The organism is Amycolatopsis sp. lyj-84 (genome assembly GCF_046549075.1).
Taxonomy (GTDB): domain Bacteria; phylum Actinomycetota; class Actinomycetes; order Mycobacteriales; family Pseudonocardiaceae; genus Amycolatopsis.
Window position 1 is genome coordinate 1 of sequence record NZ_JAJPWO010000026.1, and the last position, 17,168, is coordinate 17,168.

The following is a 17,168-nucleotide window of genomic DNA, read 5'->3' on the forward strand; positions in this document are numbered from 1 at the left end:
GTGTCGCGAAAGCCACTTTCGGGACGTCTGATGTCGCGAAAGTGGCTTTCGCGACGTCCCGGGAGGCTGGTGTGGCCTTCACGGTGGCGTTGTGGCTGGACCCAAGGTGAGCGAAGGCGTGACTCGCGTGATCGGAGCCGGATCTCGCGTGATCAGACCCCGAACTCCGTGATCGTCTCCCGATCACGTGAGATCCGGCCCCAATCACACGTGATCCGTCTCTGATCACACGGCCGGCACTTCCAGTCCTGGCCCCACCCCACGACCGACGCCAAAACGGCAAGAGCACGCCATGTTTGCCCTCGTCCTCGAAAGAACCGTCCTTACCACTCACGAGGCGTGTCCCGGGGCCGCGCGTAACGGCGGGCACCGGGCGGCCGACATCCGGTGGCGGCACCACGGAACCGCCCGCCCGACCGGAGGTAGGAGATTGCCCGAGATCCTCAAGGTCCGGGTTCCCGTGTCGGCCGGGTTGGACGTGGTGTTCCTGCACGGGCTGGACGGGGACGCGCGGAAGACGTGGGCGGGCGGGTCGCCGTCGTCGTTCTGGCCGGAGTGGCTCGCCGAGGATTTCGACCGCGTGGCGGTGTGGTCGGTGGGCTACGAGGCCTGGTCGTCGGGCTGGCGGGGCAAGGCGATGCCCATGCAGGACCGGGCGATCAACCTGATGGCGTCGCTGCAGAACCTCGGCATCGGCGAGCGGCCGTTGTGTTTCGTCACCCACAGCATGGGCGGCCTGCTGGCCAAGGAGATCCTGCTGCACGCGGCCGAGGGCCGGACCGGCTTCGCGGCGTTCGCGACGGCCGCGCGCGGGGTGGTCTTCCTGGGGACCCCGCACACCGGCTCGGGGCTGGCGGCGGTCGTCAAGGCGCTCGGACTGGTCTATCGGTCCACCGCGGCGGTGAAGGACCTCAAACGCAACGCCGCCCACCTGCGGCACCTCAACGACCGTTACCGCGATTGGGCCGACGAGTCCGGGATCCGGAACCTGGTGTTCTTCGAGGCGTATCCGACCAGAGGGGTCCGGGTGGTCGACGAGGGCTCGGCCAACCCCGGCCTGCCCCGGGTCCGCCCGATCCCCGTCGACGCCGACCACGTCGGCATCTGCAAACCGGCCGGCCGCGATTCCCTTGTGTACGGCCAGATTTCGAGATTCATCGACGGCATTCTCTCGGAGACCGATGTTCCGCCGCCCCGGCACGCGGCGTGGAAACTGCCCCTGAGCGGCAGGGTCTTCGTCGGGCGCGCGGCCGAGCTGGACAGGCTGGAGAAGACAGCGAAAGCCGCCGCCCGGGTCGCGGTGGTCGCGGTGCACGGGCTCGGCGGCGTCGGCAAGAGCAGCCTGGCCGCCAGGTTCGCCGAGCTGCGCTCGGCCGACTATTCGGCCGTCTGGTGGGTGACGGCGGACTCGGCTTCGGCGATCGACGACGGGTTGGCGGAGCTGGCCGTGGCGCTGTCCCCGGAGGCCGCGGGGCTGCCGTGGGAACAGCGGGCCGAACAGGCCGTCGGCTGGCTGGCCGGGCATACCGGCTGGCTGCTGATCCTCGACAACCTGACCGAGCTCGCGCACGCCGCCGGGCTGCTGGACCGGGTGCGGACCGGCACGATCCTCATCACCAGCAGACGGGGCACCGGCTGGCGGGACGTCGGCACCGTGTCACTGGACGTGCTGGAACCGGACGAGGCGGCCGAGTTGCTCGCCCGGACGGTCCGGGCGGAGTGGCCGGAGGCGGAGCTGGCGGGCGCCGGCGAACTCTGCGCCGAACTCGGCTGGCTGCCCTTGGCGGTGGAACAGGCCGGGGCGTACCTCGCCCAGAACCGGATGACGCCCGCCCGCTACCTCGGCCTGCTCGCCAGGTCCCCGGCCAAGATGTTCGCCTGGACCGCGGAGGCCGAGGACGCGGAGCGCGCCGTGGCCCGGGTCTGGCACGTCACCCTCGACCGGCTCGCGGACACCCCGCTCGCCGCGAAGTTGTTGCGACGGCTGGCCTGGCACGCTCCCGAACGCATCCCGCGATCGCTGCTGGAGGGCGACGGCGAGGAACCGGAGCTGTCGGAGGCTTTGGGGCGGCTGGCCGCCTACAGCATGATCACCCTCGACGCCGAGACGATCGGCGTCCACCGCCTCGTGCAGGCCGTGACCCGGACTCCCGACCCGGCCGACCCCTACCGCGGTCCCGAGGACATCGACCACGCCCGTGAGGCCACCGCCGTCGCGCTCGCCCATGCGCTCGACGTGGTGGATCCCCGGCTGCCCGAGGACTGGCCCGTCTTCCAAGCCGTGTTGCCGCACGGGCGGGCGCTGCTCGACCACACCGAGAGTGACACCGGCCCGCTTTGCCACCTCGCCAACAGCCTCAGCCTCTACGTCCTCGGTCAGGGCGACGCCGCGGCGGGCATCGCGTTCGCGGAACGGGCCGTCGGCGCCGGTGAACGCCTTTTCGGCTTCGACCATCCGATCACCCTGCGCGCCCGGAACACTTCGGCGTCCGCGTACCAGGCGGCCGGTGATCTGCGGCGCGCGACCTCGCTGCTCGAGACCGCGCTGGCGGACTGCGAGCGGGTGCTGGGGCCTGCACATCCGGACACGTTGAGCTGCCGGAACAACCTGGCGGCCGCCTGTCACGCCGCCGGTGACGTGAGGCGGGCGATCTCGCTGTTCGACGAAACGCTGGAAGGACGCGAGCGCGTGCTGGGAAAGGAGCACCCGGACACGCTGGTCTCCCGGAACAACCTGGCCATGGCGTACGAAATGGCGGGCGACGCCGAACGGGCGATCCCGCTCCACGAAGCCACGCTCGCGGATCGCGAGCGGGTGCTGGGCGCAGACCACCCGGAGACCTTGCTCTACCGGAACAATCTGGCCTATCTCCACTGGTCGATGGGTGACTCTAAGCGCGCGGTCACGTTGTTCGAGGCGACATTGGAAGATCGTGAACGGGTGCTGGGGCCGGACCATCCCAACACGCTGGTTTCGCGGGGCAATCTCGCGGGAGCGTGCGAGTCGGCGGGCGACCTCGCCCGCGCGGTCGAACTCCAGGAACGGACCCTGGCGGATCGCGAACGCGTGCTGGGTCCCGATCACCCCGACACCCTGAAATCTTGGAACAACCTGGCGGGCGCGTACGAATCCTCGGGTGACCTGACCAGGGCGATCGAACTGTACGAGCGCACGCTCGCCGCCAGGGAGCGGGTGTTCGGGCATGACCACCAGGACACGCTGAATTCACGGAACGATCTGGCCTACGCCCGCGGAGCCGCAGGGGATCTGCCACTCGCCATCCGGATGTTCGAAGAAGCGCGGTCGGACGCCGAGCGGGCGCTCGGTCCGGACCATCGCCTGACCAGAAGGATCCGGGAGAACCTCGAGACGGCGATCCGGCTGCGCGACCGGTCTTGACCGGCCGCCCTTCGGTTCCACTGTGAACACCGGCCCCACGATGCCCTTCCGGAATGCTGACATCGATGGCAATCCAAGAAAAGGGCGATACGAAGCCATTTGGCTCAAGCGTTTGTCTGGTCCAGTCCAGTTACGTCTACTAACGTAGAGGGATGGAGCTGGAACTGCGCCACTTGCGCATCATGTGCGCGATCGCCGAACTCGGGAGTATCACCAAGGCGGCGAACACGCTCGGAATGGCGCAGCCCGCTTTGACCGCCCAGTTGAAACGCATCGAACGGACCCTCGGCGGGAAGCTCTTCCTGCGCGATCACACGGGGACCCGGCCGACGGCACTCGGTCTCCTCGTCCTCGACCGGGCGAAGATGGTGCTCCCCGCCGTATCGTCCCTGCACGACGAGGCGGCGCGCCTCGCCCAGCACGCCGGTACCGGCGAGCCGGTGACCCTGCGGCTCGGTTCGGCGACGGGGCCGATGCTCGGCGCGCTCCTGCAGCGTCTCGGCACCACCCATCCCGACATCCACGTCGCCACCCATACGTCGTGGTCGTCCAACAAACTCGCGGACATGACCGCCGAGGGCGCGCTGGACTTCTCCTTCGTCGGCGTCTGCGGCGACGCCGCGCCGCCGCCGGAGCCCGGCGTCCGGTGGCGGACCCTCGCGCATCATCCGGTGTTCGTGCTGATGTCGGCGCGCGACGAGCGCGCGCAGCACGACGAGGTCGAACTCGGCGCGCTGGCGGACGAACGATGGTGCGCGACACCGGGGGACGGCTGTTTCGGCGACTGTTTCGCCTCCGCGTGCGCCCGGTCGGGGTTCACGCCGCGTTCGCTGTACGAGACCGATGTCCTGACCTGCATCGAAATGGTCGAATCGGGACACGCGGTGGTGTTGTGTCAGCCGCTTTTCCACGAGATCCCGGGCATCGTCGCCGTCCCGATCGCGGGGAATCCGCTGAGCTGGCGGAATCTCGTCGGCTGGTCGGAGCGAGGGGAGATGGGACCCTTCGCCGCGGAGATGATCGCCCTGTCCCGCGCGGTGTACGGCGAACTGATCGACCGGCGGCCGACCTACTCGAAGTACCTCGAGTTGAACCCGGGTTACGGTGTCGACTACACGGACGCAGGCGTGCGCTGACCTGCGTCGAGGTCGGCAATAGGTCCAGTCCACTGGGGTGGATATGACCTAAATGGTATGTACCTTTTGCATCAGGCGCCTCGTACGGTCGGGGACACGAGATCCCCCTTCCGGTACGTCTTGAGGAAGCGCCTGAAATGAACCGAAAGATCGTAGCGGCCGCCGCGGCGGCCATCACCGGCGCCGGCCTGGTCACGGCCGTCGCGCTGACACCGAGCGCGAGCGCCGGCCAGACCGTCCCGGCGGCCGACCAGGTCCAGTCGGAGATCGTCGCGGCCCTGTCGCGCGACCTGAAGATCAGCCCCGATCAGGCCAGGACCCGTCTCGCGGGTGAGCAGACGGCGGCACGCACCGAAAGCGCCCTCAAGACCCGGCTCGGCCCGTCCTACGCCGGATCGTGGCTGGACGCGGCGGGGACCACGCTGACCGTCGCCGTCACCGACGCGGCGCTGGAGGGCACCGTCCGTGCGGCGGGCGCGACCCCGAAGACCGTCACGCGGAGCGCCGCCCAGCTCGACGCCGCGAAGCTGTCCTTGGACACCAAGGGAACCAGCGCGCCGAAGAGCGTGCCCGGCTGGTACGTCGACGCCACCACCAACTCGATCGTCGTGCTGGCCAACGCCGGCACCGAGGCCACCGCGAAGTCGTGGGCGACCGCGTCCGGGGTGCGTGCCGACGCGGTGCGGGTCGAGACCAGCACCGAGAGCCCGGTCCCGCTGATCGACGTCATCGGCGGCAACGCCTACACGTTCGGCTCGGGCCGCTGCTCGATCGGTTTCTCGGTCGAGGGTGGCTTCGTGACCGCGGGGCACTGTGGCACCACCGGAACGCGCACCTCGAACCCGAGCGGGACCGTCGGGGGCTCCAGCTTCCCCGGCAACGACTACGCGTGGGTCCGAGTGGACGCGGGCAACACCCCGCGTGGGCTCGTGAACCGCTACCCGGGCACCGTGCCGGTGGCGGGTTCGCAGGAGGCCGCGATCGGCGCCTCGGTCTGCCGTTCCGGCTCCACGACGGGCTGGCACTGCGGCACGATCCAGCAGAAGAACGCCTCGGTGAACTACCCGCAGGGCACCGTTTCCGGCCTCACCCGGACCAACGCCTGCGCCGAACCGGGTGACTCCGGCGGCTCGTGGCTCGCGGGTGACCAGGCACAGGGCGTCACCTCCGGTGGCTCCGGCAACTGCAGCTCGGGCGGCACGTTCTACTTCCAGCCGATCTCGGAGATCCTGAGCGTGTACAGCCTGCGCCTGGTGACCTCGGGCTCGAACCCGCCGTCCAGCACCACCACGACGCCGACCGGCCCGACGACGTCGAACCCGCCCTCCGGCACCTGGGCGGCCGGCACCACCTACGCCGCGGGTGCGACGGTCACCTACAACGGTGCTTCGTACCGGGCGCTGCAGGGTCACACCGCTCAGGCCGGCTGGGAGCCGCCGAACGTCCCCGCCCTTTGGGCGCGCTCCTGACCGCCTAGCCGTCCGGGCCACACGCAGGGGTGCGCCCGGACCCGACCGCCCCCGACGTCGTCCGTGCGTCGGGGGCGGTCCCTGTTTCCGGCTCAATGCAGGACTTTCAGCCCCACCACACAGGCGACGATCCCCACGATCAGCAGAATTTTGGCCAGTGACGCGGTTTCCGCGCCCGACACCATGCCGTAGCCGACGGTGAGCGACGCTCCGATCCCGACCCAGACCGCGTAGGCGGTCCCGACGGGGAGATCCCTCATCGCGTAGGCGAGGCCGGCCATGCTCGCCACCAGTGTCACGCCGAAGATCACCGACGGTGTCAGCCGGGAGAATCCTTCGGACCTGCCGAGGGCGGTGGCCCACACGGCTTCCAGAACACCCGAAACGATCAGAACAAGCCAGGACATGACGCGCTCCCAGAGCGCCGTCTTGTCGCTGGCCGGGTACGGCACCCACTCGTCCGGGGACCTCGATCACGAGGTTCCTGAACCAGGATCGCACACCGCCGGTGTGGGCGCCCGCGGGTTTGACGAGGATCACCACGCGGACGCGCCACTGTGGACGGTCGGTCACTTCTCGGCGCCCGCCAGCACCTTGGGTGCCGACCAGGCGAGCAAACCCAGTTCCAGCAACGAAAATCCGATCAGCGCCCACGCGCTCGGCAGCCAGATCAGGGAGATCCCGACGAGGAGGATGGGCAGGACCAGTCCCGCGTAGGCGGCCAGGAACAAGGCAGCGAGGACTTCGCCGCGCATCGGCGGCTCGGCCAGTGCGGCGACGGTGGCCACGGAGGCGCGGAAGCCCAGCCCGACCCCGGCGCCCGCCGCGATCCCGCCCACGAGGAAGAGCCACAGCTGGGACGTCGTCACCGCGACCGGCAGCGCGACCAGCCCGGCCGTCATCAGGGCGAGGCCGAGCCGCAGCTGGGTCCGCCTCGCCAGACCGGCGAAGACCACCTGCGTCGCGGCGGCGGCGAGGAACACGGAGAACGACGCGAGACCGGCCAGCATCCGCGAACTCTCGTGCAAACCCTGTGCCAGCAACGTCGGCGTGAGCGCCATGAACAGTCCCGTGATCGCGAAGGCCGCGAACGCGCCGATCGCCGCGCCGAAGAAGGCGGGCCGCGCGCTCGACGGGAGTGAGACGCGCTGCGGCCGGTACGCGGGCAACTCCTCGGCGCGTTCCACCGTTTCCGGGACGAGCGCGACGGCGATGGCCGCGGCCAGCAGCAAGACCAGGAAGAACAGGAACGGCGTGGTGAGCGGCTCGGCCGAATAGCTCGCGAACACACCGCCGAACAGCGGTCCGAGAGCCAGCCCGCCCATGTTGACCACGGTCGCGATCAGCCCGGCACGCCCGTGGTCCTCGCTCGGACGGGCCACGGCGCGCAGTTCGGACAGATGCGCGGTGGCGGTCGCGGTCAGCGCGCCGATCCCCGCGCCGCCGACGAGCCTGGCCAGGATCAGCCCGGGGACGTCCGGCCAGGTCAGGAAGAGGGTCGCGGACAGGGCCTGGACCAGGGTCGCGGCGAGGATCACCCGCCGTCGTCCCAGCCAATCGCTGACATGCCCGGCGAGGTACAGGCTGCCCATCACGCCGACCGCGTACGCCGCGAACACGATGGTCACGACGTAGGTCGGGAAGCCGTCACGTTGCTGGTAGAGCACGTAGAGCGGGGTGGGAACGGTGGAGAAGGCCAGTGAGACGGCGTAAGCGGCCGCGATGACCCAGAAGCCGCGACCGTGGCTGATCCGCCGGAGCGCGGGACGGGGAAGGGTGACGGTGTTCAGCATGCCTCCACTGTGGATCCTCGGATCATCCAAGTCCAACGAACAATGCTGGTCACAGTTATTCAGAACTGCGATAATTGGCCCTCGTGGAGACCCGTCAGCTCGAATGCTTCGTCGCCGTCGCCGAGGAACTCAGTTTCACCCGCGCCGCTCGACGGCTGTTCGCGGTGCAGTCCACCGTGTCGGCCACGATCCAGGCACTCGAAGGCGAGCTCGGCGTCAAGCTGTTCGACCGGTCGACGAGGCGGGTCGAGCTGTCCCCGGCGGGCAAGGTCTTCCTGCCCGAGGCCAAGGCCGCGCTGGAAGCCGTCGACAGGGCGCGCGAGGTGGTCGCCGACGCCTCCGCCGGACTGCGCGGCAGCCTCCGCATCGGCACCTTGACCAGCGTCGGGGGCCTCGACCTGCCCGATCTGCTCGGCGCGTTCCACCGCCGGTACCCGCTGGTGGACCTGCACGTCACGGTGTCGATCACCGGATCGACCGGACTGGCCGAGGATCTGCGCCAAGGCAGGCTCGACGTCGCCCTGCTCGGCCTGCCCGAGTCCGATCTCGCCGGGCTCCGCACCAAGCCGCTCGGTTCGGCGCCGTTCGTGGTCGTGCTGCCCGACGGCCATCGGCTGGGGGACCGGCGGTCGCTGACCCTGGCGGACCTCACCGGCGAGTCGTTCGTGGACAACCCGCGCGGCTTCGGCAACCGGGTCGCCCTGGACCGCGCGTTCGAGGCGATCGGGGCCCCGCGGCGGGTCATCGTCGAAGTCGCCGATCTGCGTTTGGTGCCCGCCTACGTCGCGGCGGGGCTCGGCATCGCCGTGGTGCCCGATCTCCAACTGCTGACCGGGGTCCGGACGATCCCGCTCGACGCGCCCGGCCTGGTCTGGCCGCTGACCATCGCCACCAGGGGTGCGCGGTCGCCCGGTCCGGCGGCCCGCCTCCTGCTCGACCTGATCGACGGCGGCGGGTACTCCATCGCGGTGCCGGTCCGGACCTGAGCTCAGCCCGACAGCAGCGTGCGGGTGGTCCTGGCCACCAGGTCCACGGTGCGCGGCGGTGGCGCCTCGCCGCGGTCGAGATGTCTCCTCACCGCGGCGTAGGGGAGGTCCACGAGGGCCAGCATCAGTTCGTCGGTGCTCCGGCCGGTCTGCGCGCGCAGCCGTCGCACGACCTTGGTGATCGCCGTGTCGAGCCGGCTGTTGGCGTCTTCGGCGCGGGCGCTGTCTTCGGCGTCCCAGTCTTCGACGCCGAGCGCGCGGTTGCCCGCGTAGAGCAGTTTCCCCTCGGCGGGATGGGCGCGGCACCATCGTACGACCTGTGCCGCGGCCTCGACGGCGGCCTCCAGTACCGGTTCCTGTTCGAGTGCTTCGAGGTAGTCCCGCTGGAAACGGGTCACGGTGCGGAGCCAGACGGCCGCGAGCAGCGCGGAGCGCCCGGCGAAGCGGTGGTAGATCGACCCGCTCGGCGCCCCGACTTCGCGGGCGACGGCCGACATGGTCACCCCTGCCGCTCCTTCGGCGGCGAAGAGCCGTACGGCGGCGTCGAGGAAGTCGTCGGCGGTGTGCCGCGGTGGCCGTCCCATTTTCAGAGACTATCCTCTACTATGGTTCTAGGGGAAGGTCTCTAAAACAAGGAGGCACGATGCGAGTGTGGAACAGGCATTCCCGGATTGTCCCGGTGTCGTCGGAGCGGGTGGGCGCGCTGATCGACACGCTGTCCGCCGACGACGACCGGCTGTGGCCCGTCGACGCGTGGCCGCCGCTGCGGTTCGACCGGCCACTCGGCGCGGGAGCCGTGGGCGGGCACGGACCGGTGCGGTACTCCGTCGAGTCCTACGAACCGGGGAGGTCGGTGCGATTCCGGTTCACCGCGCCCCGAGGTTTCGACGGCTTCCACGAATTCACCCTGCGCGCGAGGGGGCCGGAAGAGACCGAACTCGAGCACCTCATGGTGCTGCGACTGCGGCATCCCGCCTGGTTCACCTACCCGCTGCTGTGGCGGCCGATGCACGACGCCCTGCTGGAGGACGGCCTGGACCGTGCCGAGCGTGAACTCACCGGCACGGTCCGCGCGCCCGCGCGATGGAGCCGTTACGTGCGGCTCTTGCGGAACCTGATCTCCGGCAACAGGTCCTTGCGCTTCAAGAAGAACAAGGTCCCGCCGATGAGCGCGACGGCGATCAGGTAACCCAGTGCCAGTGACACGGCGCCCCCGTTCGCCGGCGGGAGCAGGACCCCGAACACCGCGCTGATCCCGGCGAGGATCCAGCGGCCCCGGTCGGTCGTGAGGCTGACGGCGAGCAACGCGACCGTCCACAGGAGATACCACGGCTGCACGACCGGCCCGAGGACCAGCATCGCGGCGAAGGTCAGCCCGGCGCCGTAGAGCGGGTGCAGCTTTTCCCGGTAGGTGAGCCACAGCAGCCTGGCACCGACGGCGAGGCCGAGGATCGCACCGATGAGCGAGAACACCTTGATCGCGCCGTCGGTCAGGTCGGCGCCGAAGATCTTGCCCACCCCGCCGACGAGGAAACCGAGTTCGTTGGTGGGCGCCATCCAGCTGTGGACCTGACCGGAAACCCCGGAGAGGACGCGGACCCAGCCGAAACCGAGCCCGCTGCCGAGCGAGATCGCCGCGGTGACCGCGGCGAATCCGGCGGGCAGTCCGAGCGCGACGGCCACGCGTCCCGCGGGGGTCGCGCGGCGGAACAGGTCGACGCCGACGAACAGCAGGCCCGCGACGGCCACGATCTTGATGTTCGCGGCCGCGCTCACCGCGATCACCCCCGCCGCGATCAGCGCGGGCCGCGCCGCGCCGGTCTTCGCCGCGCCCATCAGGACGAGTTCCAGCCCGGCGACCATCAGCCCGACCATGAGCCCGTCGTTGTGCACGCCCGCCACGACGTGCCACAGCACCAGCGGGTTGAGCAGGGCCAGCCACAACGCGATCGACGGCGAAACCCCGGCCCGGCGCGCGAGGCGGGGGAGCGCCCACGCCATGAGCGCGATCCCCGCCAGCCCCAGCAGCCGGTGCAGCAGCAGTGTCGGGACGAAGTCGTCCCCGGCGAGGTGGGCGACCGAGCGCGCCAGCGCGACGAACGCCGGCCCGTACGGGGCGGGCGTGTCCCGCCAGTAGTGGCTGACCGCGAGCGTCACCGGTGAATCGGCGCCGAGCGCCTGGGCCGGTCCCACGAGATAGGTGTCGAACCCCTTGGCCGCGATGAGTCCCTGAGCCAGGTAGCTGTTGATGTCGCCGCTGAACAGCGGGCGCGCGACCAGCAGCGGCGCGCACCACGACACCGCGATCCAGTACAGCCGCCGCTCGGGGAGCCCGGCGGCGAGGCGTCCGATGCCCAGCCAGGACAGCACCAGGGTGGCCATCCCGGTCACTCCCAGCGCCACCACCAGCACCGAAGGCAGGCCGATGCCCGACGTGACCAGCACGAGCACGGCGATCCCGAGGAAACCCGCCCAGTGCAACGCCGAGATGTTCAGCCCGGTCTTCTCCGGCGCGGGCAAGACGTTTTGCATGCGGCCAAACTACTCCAAGTGCGAGATCCGGTTCCGCCGATCGTCGGTGAAACCGGCCGGGACGCTTCAGGACCGCGTCCGCCGGGTACCCCCGCGCTGGAGAGGCGGTGGTGGGCGTGAAGAAACGTTGGGTGCGCCTTGGGGCGTTTGCCCTGGTCGGGCTCCTGATCGTCGGTGCGGCACTGCAGTTCACCGGACTGCTGTCGAAGCTCGACCCGTTCGGAACGTCCACTGTGGACCGTTCGCAGCCCGCGGTGCTCCAGGCGGTCCGTGATCTGAGCCAGTACCACGCCGCCGTCGGCGACTACCAGGTCGTCGTCGACATCGAGAAGGACGTCAAGTGGGTCCCCGAGGCCATCGCCGGGGAACGGACCCTGTTCGTGGCCGCGGGCTCTGTCGACGCGTACGTCGATTTCGGGCCGCTGCTGGAGAATTCGCTCACCGTCTCCGAAGACCGGCAATCGGTCGAGGTCCGGCTGCCCGAAGCCCATCTGGCGAAACCCAACCTGGACAACGAGCGCAGCTACGTCTTCGGCCAGGAGCGCGGCCTGATCGACCGGCTCGGGGCGTTGGTGTCCGTGCCGGACCAGCAGCAGTTCCACGTCGCCGCGGAGAAACGGATCGCCGAGGCGGCGCAGCACTCCGGCCTGCTCGAACGCGCCAGGGCCAACACCAAGGCGATGCTGACCCAGCTGCTGCAGGCGCTGGGCTTCCGCGTGACCTTCCCGGCGGAACCGACCACCTGACCTCGTCCGGGAGATGCGCGAACGTGCTGTGCTGCCTTGGCGGCCTTGACCGCGCCCGCTCGTACTGGTGGGCTGGCGTAGTCGACTGGGAGGCGCGATGGCGACGAAGCCGAAGGACACCCTGACCTACACCGAACCGATCGCGACCGGCGAGGTCACGATCGACGCCGCGCCCGACCGGGTGTACCGGCTGGTCAGCGACCCGGTCGCGATGGCGGAGTGCACCGAGGAGCTGCGCAAGGCCCGCTGGATCCGCGGTGCGACCGGGGCCGCCGTCGGGAACTGGTTCGCCGGCAGCAACCGCAACGGCCGGCGGCGCTGGGTGACCCACGCCGAGATCGTCGAAGCCGAGCCGGGACGCCGGTTCGCCTACCGGGTGCGCACGCCGTTCCTGGTGCCGATTTCCCGCTGGGAGTTCGACATCGAGCCCGAGGGCGACGGCTGCCGGCTCACCGTGCGGAACTGGCTTCGGGTGCCGCCGTGGTTCGTCCCGATCGCCATCTTCATCACCGGCGAGCCCGACCGAGCCGGGACCAACCGCGCCAACATCGCGACCACCTTGGGGCGGGTGAAGGCGCGGGTCGAAGGCCGGGAATGGCAGCGGACGGGCTGACCTCGGCTTCCTCGCTCACCCGGTCTCGAAGTTCTGCATGCCCCGGTTCTCCAGTTTGCGCATCACCGGGCCGGACAGGAGACCGTGCACGAGGACCGACACCGCGATCGTGAGCGCCGTGACGCGCCAGAGCGAGTCGGCCATCGGGAAGTCGCCGTGGCCCAGCGCGTAGGACAGGTAGTAGAGACTGCCGATCCCGCGGATGCCGAAGAACGCGATCGCCGTCGCCGCCGGACGCGTGATGCCGCCGCGGAACAGGGCCAGCCCGCCGAACAGCGGGCGCACGATGACCACCGCGGCCACCGCCACCAGGACCTCGGCGACCTGAAGGTCCGCCAGGAGCCCGTCGCCCAGGATGAAGCCGAGGCCGAGCAGGGCCAGCGCGACGAAGAGCCGTTCGAGCTGATCGCCGAATTCGTGCAGCACGCCGTGGTAGTCATGCGAGCGTTCGCTGGCGCGGATCGTCGCGGCGGTGGCGAACACCGCGACGAAACCGATCCCGCCCAGCCACTCGCACAGCGCGAAGGGGAGGAACGCGATGGCCAGCACGACCAGCCCGTCGGAGTACTCGCCGAGGCGCAGCCGCTCGTGCCGCACCCGGAACATCAGCCAGGACAGCAACCGGCCGCAGACGAGACCGACCACCACGGCGATCGCGAGCGGGACGATCACCTCGGTCAGCAGCCATGGCACGGGAGAGGTGCTCACCGTTCCGGCCAGGACGACGGCCAGCAACACGAACGGCATCGCCAGACCGTCGTTCAGCCCGGCCTCCGAGGTCAGCGTGAACCGGATCTCGTTGTCCGAGCCTCGCCCGTCCTCGGTATGCGGCGCGGGCACCTGGACATCGCTCGCCAGCACCGGATCGGTCGGCGCCAGGACGGCTCCCAGCAGCAGGGCCGCGGCGGGGGACAGGGCGAGCGCCCACCAGCCGAGCAGGGCCACCGCGCCGATCGACAGCGGCAACGTGATCGCCAGCAGCCGCCAGGTCGAGCTCCACGATCGCCAGCCGATCAGCCGGTCCGACTTCAGCCCCGCGCCCACCAGCGACACCAGGACGCCGAGTTCGGTGATCACTTCGACGGCGCCCACGTGGGACCTCGGGTCGAGCACCCCTTCGCCATAGGGGTATCCGAAGGGGAGCAGTCCGAAGATCAGCCCGCCCACCAGCAGGATCAGCGGCATCGACAGCGCGCGTTCGTGCAGCAGGTTCGGCAGCACCGCGGCGCACAACGCCAGAACGCCGGCCCCGGCGAGCAGGATCTCCATGGTCGCGGAGTACCCGGCCCGCACCCCGCGCAACCGGAAGTGGCTCAACCGCCGACTTCGAGTCCTTTATGGACTGTCAGGCCGACGCCCGAGGCGAGCCGGTACGGGCGGGTGTCCACAATGGCTCCGAGCAGCCGCCGCAGCCGGGAGACCTCGGCGCGGACGGTCACGAGGTGTTCGGCGTCACCGTAGAGCGCCCGGCTGAGCGCTTCGGCCGAGAGCCCGGACGGGTCCGCCGCGTGAAGGTGCACCAGGATCTCCGCGTGCCGGGGTGTCACGGTGCGGACCCATCCGACGTCGCCCGACCGCATCCGCAGCATCGGCGCGTGGCCGAGTTCGAGATCCAGCCGGACCCGGCGAGCGGTGTCGGCGGGGCGCACGAGCCAGCCCTCGGCCAGGCGTTCGGGCAGACAGGCGCCGAGACCGGGGACGGCGAGGATCCGGCCCTCCTCGGGGGCGGCGATCCGCTCACCGGGGGCGATCCCGGCGGCGTGGGCCACCCAGCCGTCGTCGTCCACCAGCAGCGCCGGGCCGCCCACGCCCGCCACCACCGGTTCGGCGGTCTTCCTCAGTTTGTCCAAGCCTTGCTGGTGGTGGCGCCAGAGTTCGGATTCGGCGAGTCGCCGTCCGGTCTCCACCAGCGCCGCGATCGCCGGGTGCAGGGTCAGGGCGGGTCCGCTGACGTCGATCACGCCCAGCAGTTCGCCGGTGCGCGGGTCGTGCACCGGCGACGCGGTGCAGTACCAGGGATGCTGGCCCTGCTCGAAATGCTCCCCGGCCAGCAGTTCCACGGGTGCGGCCTCGGCGAGCGCGGTGCCGATCGCGTTGGTGCCGACCCTCGACTCGGTCCACTCGGCACCTTCGGTGAAGCCCAGGGTGTCGGCGCGGCGCTTGACGGCGGGGGAGCCCGCGCGCCAGAGGATGATCCCGTCGGCGTCGGTCACCACCAGGAGCATGTTCGCGGTGTCGGACGTCGCGCCGAGCACCTGTCCGAGGCTCTCGACGACGTGCCGCAACGGGGAGGCGCGGCGACGGCGGGCGACCTCGTCGAGCGGGACGGAGTCCCGGGCGTTCACCCCGTCGGCGGCGAGCCCCAGGCTCAGCGCACGCGACCACGAGCGCGACACCAGCGGCCGAGGCGGGACGCGCGGACGGCCGCCGCCGATCACGGCCTCGTGCATGCGGACCAGGTCGCGGGCGTGCATCGGCAGGTCGGCGCCGGGCGGGACCGAGCTGAACACGCCCACGGGCCACCTCCGCACCATCGCGTCGACCGATCAGCATAGGTCGGCCCGCCCGGATGCGCCAAGGAGTCGCGCTGCAACACGCTGCAACCCTTGTCGCCGTCCCCGCTCGCGGCGTGTGATCGGGGTAACAGCCGAACGCCGAGGGTTGGGAGTGGCCATGACACAGACGGTGGACCGGATCGAGGCGACGGGCTCGCCGCAGGCTCGGGTCGACGCCTGGCTGAGCCGGTTCGAGGCCGCTCTCGCGGCCCGCGACGTCGAAGCCGCCGCGGCGCTCTTCGCCGTCGACAGTTACTGGCGCGACCTGGTCGCCTTCACCTGGACGATAAAGACCGTCGAAGGCCGCGACGGCGTGGCGGGCCTGCTCGGCGCCTGTCTCGAAGGGATCGAACCGTCCGGGTTCCGCACCACCGAGACGCCGACCGAAGCCGACGGAGTGACCGAAGCGTGGTTGGAGTTCGAAACCGCGACCGGCCGCGCGAAGGGGCACTTGCGGCTGAAGGACGAAGGCGCTTGGACGTTGCTGACGAGCCTGCGTGAGCTCAAGGGGTTCGAGGAGCGGCGCAACGATCAGCGGCCGAAGGGGGTCGAGCACGGCGTCGTCCGCGGCCGGAAGTCGTGGGCGGAGAAGCGCGAGGAGGAGCAGACGCGGCTCGGCCACGACGAGCAGCCGTACGTCGTCGTCATCGGCGGTGGGCAGGGCGGGATCGCGCTAGGTGCCCGGCTGCGCCAGCTCGACGTGCCCGCGCTCGTCCTCGAACGCAACGAACGTCCCGGCGATTCGTGGCGGAAGCGCTACAAGAACCTCTGCCTGCACGACCCGGTCTGGTACGACCACCTGCCCTACCTGCCGTTCCCGGACAACTGGCCGGTGTTCGCGCCCAAGGACAAGATCGCCGACTGGCTGGAGATGTACACGCGGCTCATGGAGGTGCCGTACTGGACGAGTACCGAGGTGACCTCCGCCTCCTGGGACGAGGAAAAGCAGCAGTGGCTCGTGACCGTCGTGCGCGAGGGCGAGGAACTGGCGCTCACGCCGCGGCACGTCGTGTTCGCGACCGGGATGTCCGGCAAGCCGAATCTCCCGTCGTTCCAGGGAATGGAATCGTTCGAAGGCGATCAGCACCACTCGTCGGCGCATCCCGGCCCTGACTCCTACGCCGGCAAGAAGGCCGTCGTCGTCGGGTCCAACAACTCCGCGCACGACATCTGTGCCGCACTGTGGGAACACGGCGCCGACGTCACCATGGTGCAGCGGTCTTCGACGCATATCGTCAAGTCGGATTCCCTGATGGACCTGGGACTCGGTGACCTGTATTCGGAGCGGGCGGTACAGGCCGGGATCACCACCGACAAGGCGGACATGATCTTCGCGTCGATCCCGTACCGGATCATGCCGCAGTTCCAGATCCCGGTGTACGACGCGATCCGCGAGCGGGACAAGGACTTCTACGCGAGGCTGGAGGCGGCCGGGTTCCGGCACGACTGGGGCGACGACGGATCCGGCCTGTTCCTCAAGTACCTGCGGCGCGGCTCCGGCTACTACATCGACGTCGGCGCGTCGGAACTGGTGGCCGACGGGAAGATCAAGCTGGCACACGGCCAGGTCGACCATCTGACCCGCGACACGGTGGTGCTGTCCGACGGCACGGAACTGGCGGCGGACCTCGTCGTGTACGCCACCGGCTACGGCTCGATGAACGGCTGGGTCGCCGACCTGGTCGGGCAGGAGACCGCGGACCGCGTCGGCAAATGCTGGGGCCTCGGCTCGGACACGACGAAGGACCCCGGGCCGTGGGAGGGCGAGCAGCGCAACATGTGGAAGCCCACGCGGCAGGAGGGCCTGTGGTTCCACGGCGGGAACCTGCACCAGTCACGGCACTACTCCCTTTACCTAGCGCTGCAACTGAAGGCGCGCTACGAGGGGATCCCGACGCCGGTGTTCGGGCCGCCGGAGGTGCACCACAAGTCGTGAGG

The 17,168-nt window shown here is 70.2% G+C and carries 14 protein-coding genes and 1 riboswitch; of the genes, 8 read left to right on the plus strand and 6 right to left on the minus strand.

Annotation, left to right across the window (positions count from 1 at the left end; translation table 11 throughout):
* Window positions 1-430 precede the first annotated feature (430 nt).
* The 3 genes from fxsT (at window position 431) to ACLJRM_RS43050 (ending at window position 6,005) form a co-directional block, all read left to right on the plus strand.
* On the plus strand, window positions 431-3,400 hold the full coding sequence (gene fxsT, locus ACLJRM_RS43040) for an FxSxx-COOH system tetratricopeptide repeat protein (RefSeq protein ID WP_410666315.1): 2,970 nt from the start codon (window positions 431-433) through the stop codon (window positions 3,398-3,400).
* Window positions 3,401-3,552: 152 nt separating this feature from the next.
* Entirely contained in the window at window positions 3,553-4,536 is a 984-nt protein-coding gene (locus ACLJRM_RS43045) for a LysR family transcriptional regulator (protein ID WP_101608613.1), read from the plus strand.
* Between the two features lie 137 nt (window positions 4,537-4,673).
* Window positions 4,674-6,005, plus strand: coding sequence for a carbohydrate-binding protein (locus ACLJRM_RS43050; protein ID WP_410666316.1), 1,332 nt, complete (start codon window positions 4,674-4,676; stop codon window positions 6,003-6,005).
* Window positions 6,006-6,097: 92 nt separating this feature from the next.
* Here the strand turns inward: ACLJRM_RS43050 and ACLJRM_RS43055 are convergent, their stop codons facing one another.
* Together ACLJRM_RS43055 and ACLJRM_RS43060 are read right to left on the minus strand one after the other, a co-directional pair.
* A complete protein-coding gene (locus ACLJRM_RS43055) occupies window positions 6,098-6,412 on the minus strand; it encodes a DMT family transporter (RefSeq protein ID WP_101613271.1) in 315 nt (104 codons plus the stop codon).
* Between the two features lie 11 nt (window positions 6,413-6,423).
* A riboswitch (guanidine-III (ykkC-III) riboswitch) is annotated at window positions 6,424-6,491 on the minus strand.
* 83 nt (window positions 6,492-6,574) lie between these two features.
* Window positions 6,575-7,798, minus strand: coding sequence for an MFS transporter (locus ACLJRM_RS43060; protein ID WP_410666317.1), 1,224 nt, complete (start codon window positions 7,796-7,798; stop codon window positions 6,575-6,577).
* An 83-nt stretch (window positions 7,799-7,881) separates the two neighbouring features.
* Here ACLJRM_RS43060 and ACLJRM_RS43065 point away from each other — a divergent pair, with 83 nt between their 5' ends.
* On the plus strand, window positions 7,882-8,784 hold the full coding sequence (locus ACLJRM_RS43065) for a LysR family transcriptional regulator (RefSeq protein WP_410605193.1): 903 nt from the start codon (window positions 7,882-7,884) through the stop codon (window positions 8,782-8,784).
* Window positions 8,785-8,786: 2 nt separating this feature from the next.
* Here the strand turns inward: ACLJRM_RS43065 and ACLJRM_RS43070 are convergent, their stop codons facing one another.
* The gene (locus ACLJRM_RS43070; RefSeq protein ID WP_410666318.1) at window positions 8,787-9,368 is read right to left on the minus strand and encodes a TetR/AcrR family transcriptional regulator; all 582 of its coding nucleotides are present in this window, start codon (window positions 9,366-9,368) and stop codon (window positions 8,787-8,789) included.
* 59 nt (window positions 9,369-9,427) lie between these two features.
* Between ACLJRM_RS43070 and ACLJRM_RS43075 the strand changes: the two genes are divergently transcribed.
* Window positions 9,428-9,973, plus strand: a complete 546-nt coding sequence (locus tag ACLJRM_RS43075; protein WP_410666319.1) for an SRPBCC family protein — start codon at window positions 9,428-9,430, stop codon at window positions 9,971-9,973.
* Here ACLJRM_RS43075 and mptB read toward each other — a convergent pair.
* Complete coding sequence (gene mptB / locus ACLJRM_RS43080) at window positions 9,877-11,316, minus strand: polyprenol phosphomannose-dependent alpha 1,6 mannosyltransferase MptB (RefSeq protein ID WP_101608607.1); 1,440 nt, start codon at window positions 11,314-11,316, stop codon at window positions 9,877-9,879. The two genes, ACLJRM_RS43075 and mptB, sit on opposite strands and share 97 nt — an antisense overlap.
* Before the next feature lie 110 nt (window positions 11,317-11,426).
* Between mptB and ACLJRM_RS43085 the strand changes: the two genes are divergently transcribed.
* A complete protein-coding gene (locus ACLJRM_RS43085; protein WP_410666343.1) occupies window positions 11,427-12,062 on the plus strand; it encodes a DUF4230 domain-containing protein in 636 nt (211 codons plus the stop codon).
* A gap of 97 nt (window positions 12,063-12,159) precedes the next feature.
* Window positions 12,160-12,675: an SRPBCC family protein gene (locus ACLJRM_RS43090; protein ID WP_410666320.1), complete on the plus strand. Its 516-nt coding sequence runs from the start codon at window positions 12,160-12,162 to the stop codon at window positions 12,673-12,675.
* A gap of 15 nt (window positions 12,676-12,690) precedes the next feature.
* Here ACLJRM_RS43090 and ACLJRM_RS43095 read toward each other — a convergent pair whose 3' ends face one another.
* Window positions 12,691-13,992: a cation:proton antiporter gene (locus ACLJRM_RS43095; protein ID WP_410605188.1), complete on the minus strand. Its 1,302-nt coding sequence runs from the start codon at window positions 13,990-13,992 to the stop codon at window positions 12,691-12,693.
* Entirely contained in the window at window positions 13,989-15,191 is a 1,203-nt protein-coding gene (locus ACLJRM_RS43100) for a GAF domain-containing protein (protein WP_410666321.1), read from the minus strand. Before ACLJRM_RS43100 ends, ACLJRM_RS43095 begins: the two co-directional genes overlap by 4 nt.
* A gap of 157 nt (window positions 15,192-15,348) precedes the next feature.
* On the opposite strand from ACLJRM_RS43100, the gene ACLJRM_RS43105 reads away from it, so the two are divergent.
* Window positions 15,349-17,166, plus strand: coding sequence for a flavin-containing monooxygenase (locus tag ACLJRM_RS43105; protein WP_410666322.1), 1,818 nt, complete (start codon window positions 15,349-15,351; stop codon window positions 17,164-17,166).
* Window positions 17,167-17,168 lie beyond the last annotated feature (2 nt).

Excerpts from the sequence above, each read along its gene's own strand:
- ACLJRM_RS43045 (WP_101608613.1), top strand. The coding sequence starts at position 3,553 with ATGGAGCTGGAACTGCGCCACTTGCGCATCATGTGCGCGATCGCCGAA.
- ACLJRM_RS43050 (WP_410666316.1), top strand. The coding sequence starts at position 4,674 with ATGAACCGAAAGATCGTAGCGGCCGCCGCGGCGGCCATCACCGGCGCC.
- ACLJRM_RS43055 (WP_101613271.1), bottom strand. The coding sequence starts at position 6,412 with ATGTCCTGGCTTGTTCTGATCGTTTCGGGTGTTCTGGAAGCCGTGTGG.
- ACLJRM_RS43060 (WP_410666317.1), bottom strand. The coding sequence starts at position 7,798 with ATGCTGAACACCGTCACCCTTCCCCGTCCCGCGCTCCGGCGGATCAGC.
- ACLJRM_RS43070 (WP_410666318.1), bottom strand. The coding sequence starts at position 9,368 with ATGGGACGGCCACCGCGGCACACCGCCGACGACTTCCTCGACGCCGCC.
- ACLJRM_RS43075 (WP_410666319.1), top strand. The coding sequence starts at position 9,428 with ATGCGAGTGTGGAACAGGCATTCCCGGATTGTCCCGGTGTCGTCGGAG.
- mptB (WP_101608607.1), bottom strand. The coding sequence starts at position 11,316 with ATGCAAAACGTCTTGCCCGCGCCGGAGAAGACCGGGCTGAACATCTCG.
- ACLJRM_RS43090 (WP_410666320.1), top strand. The coding sequence starts at position 12,160 with ATGGCGACGAAGCCGAAGGACACCCTGACCTACACCGAACCGATCGCG.
- ACLJRM_RS43105 (WP_410666322.1), top strand. The coding sequence starts at position 15,349 with ATGACACAGACGGTGGACCGGATCGAGGCGACGGGCTCGCCGCAGGCT.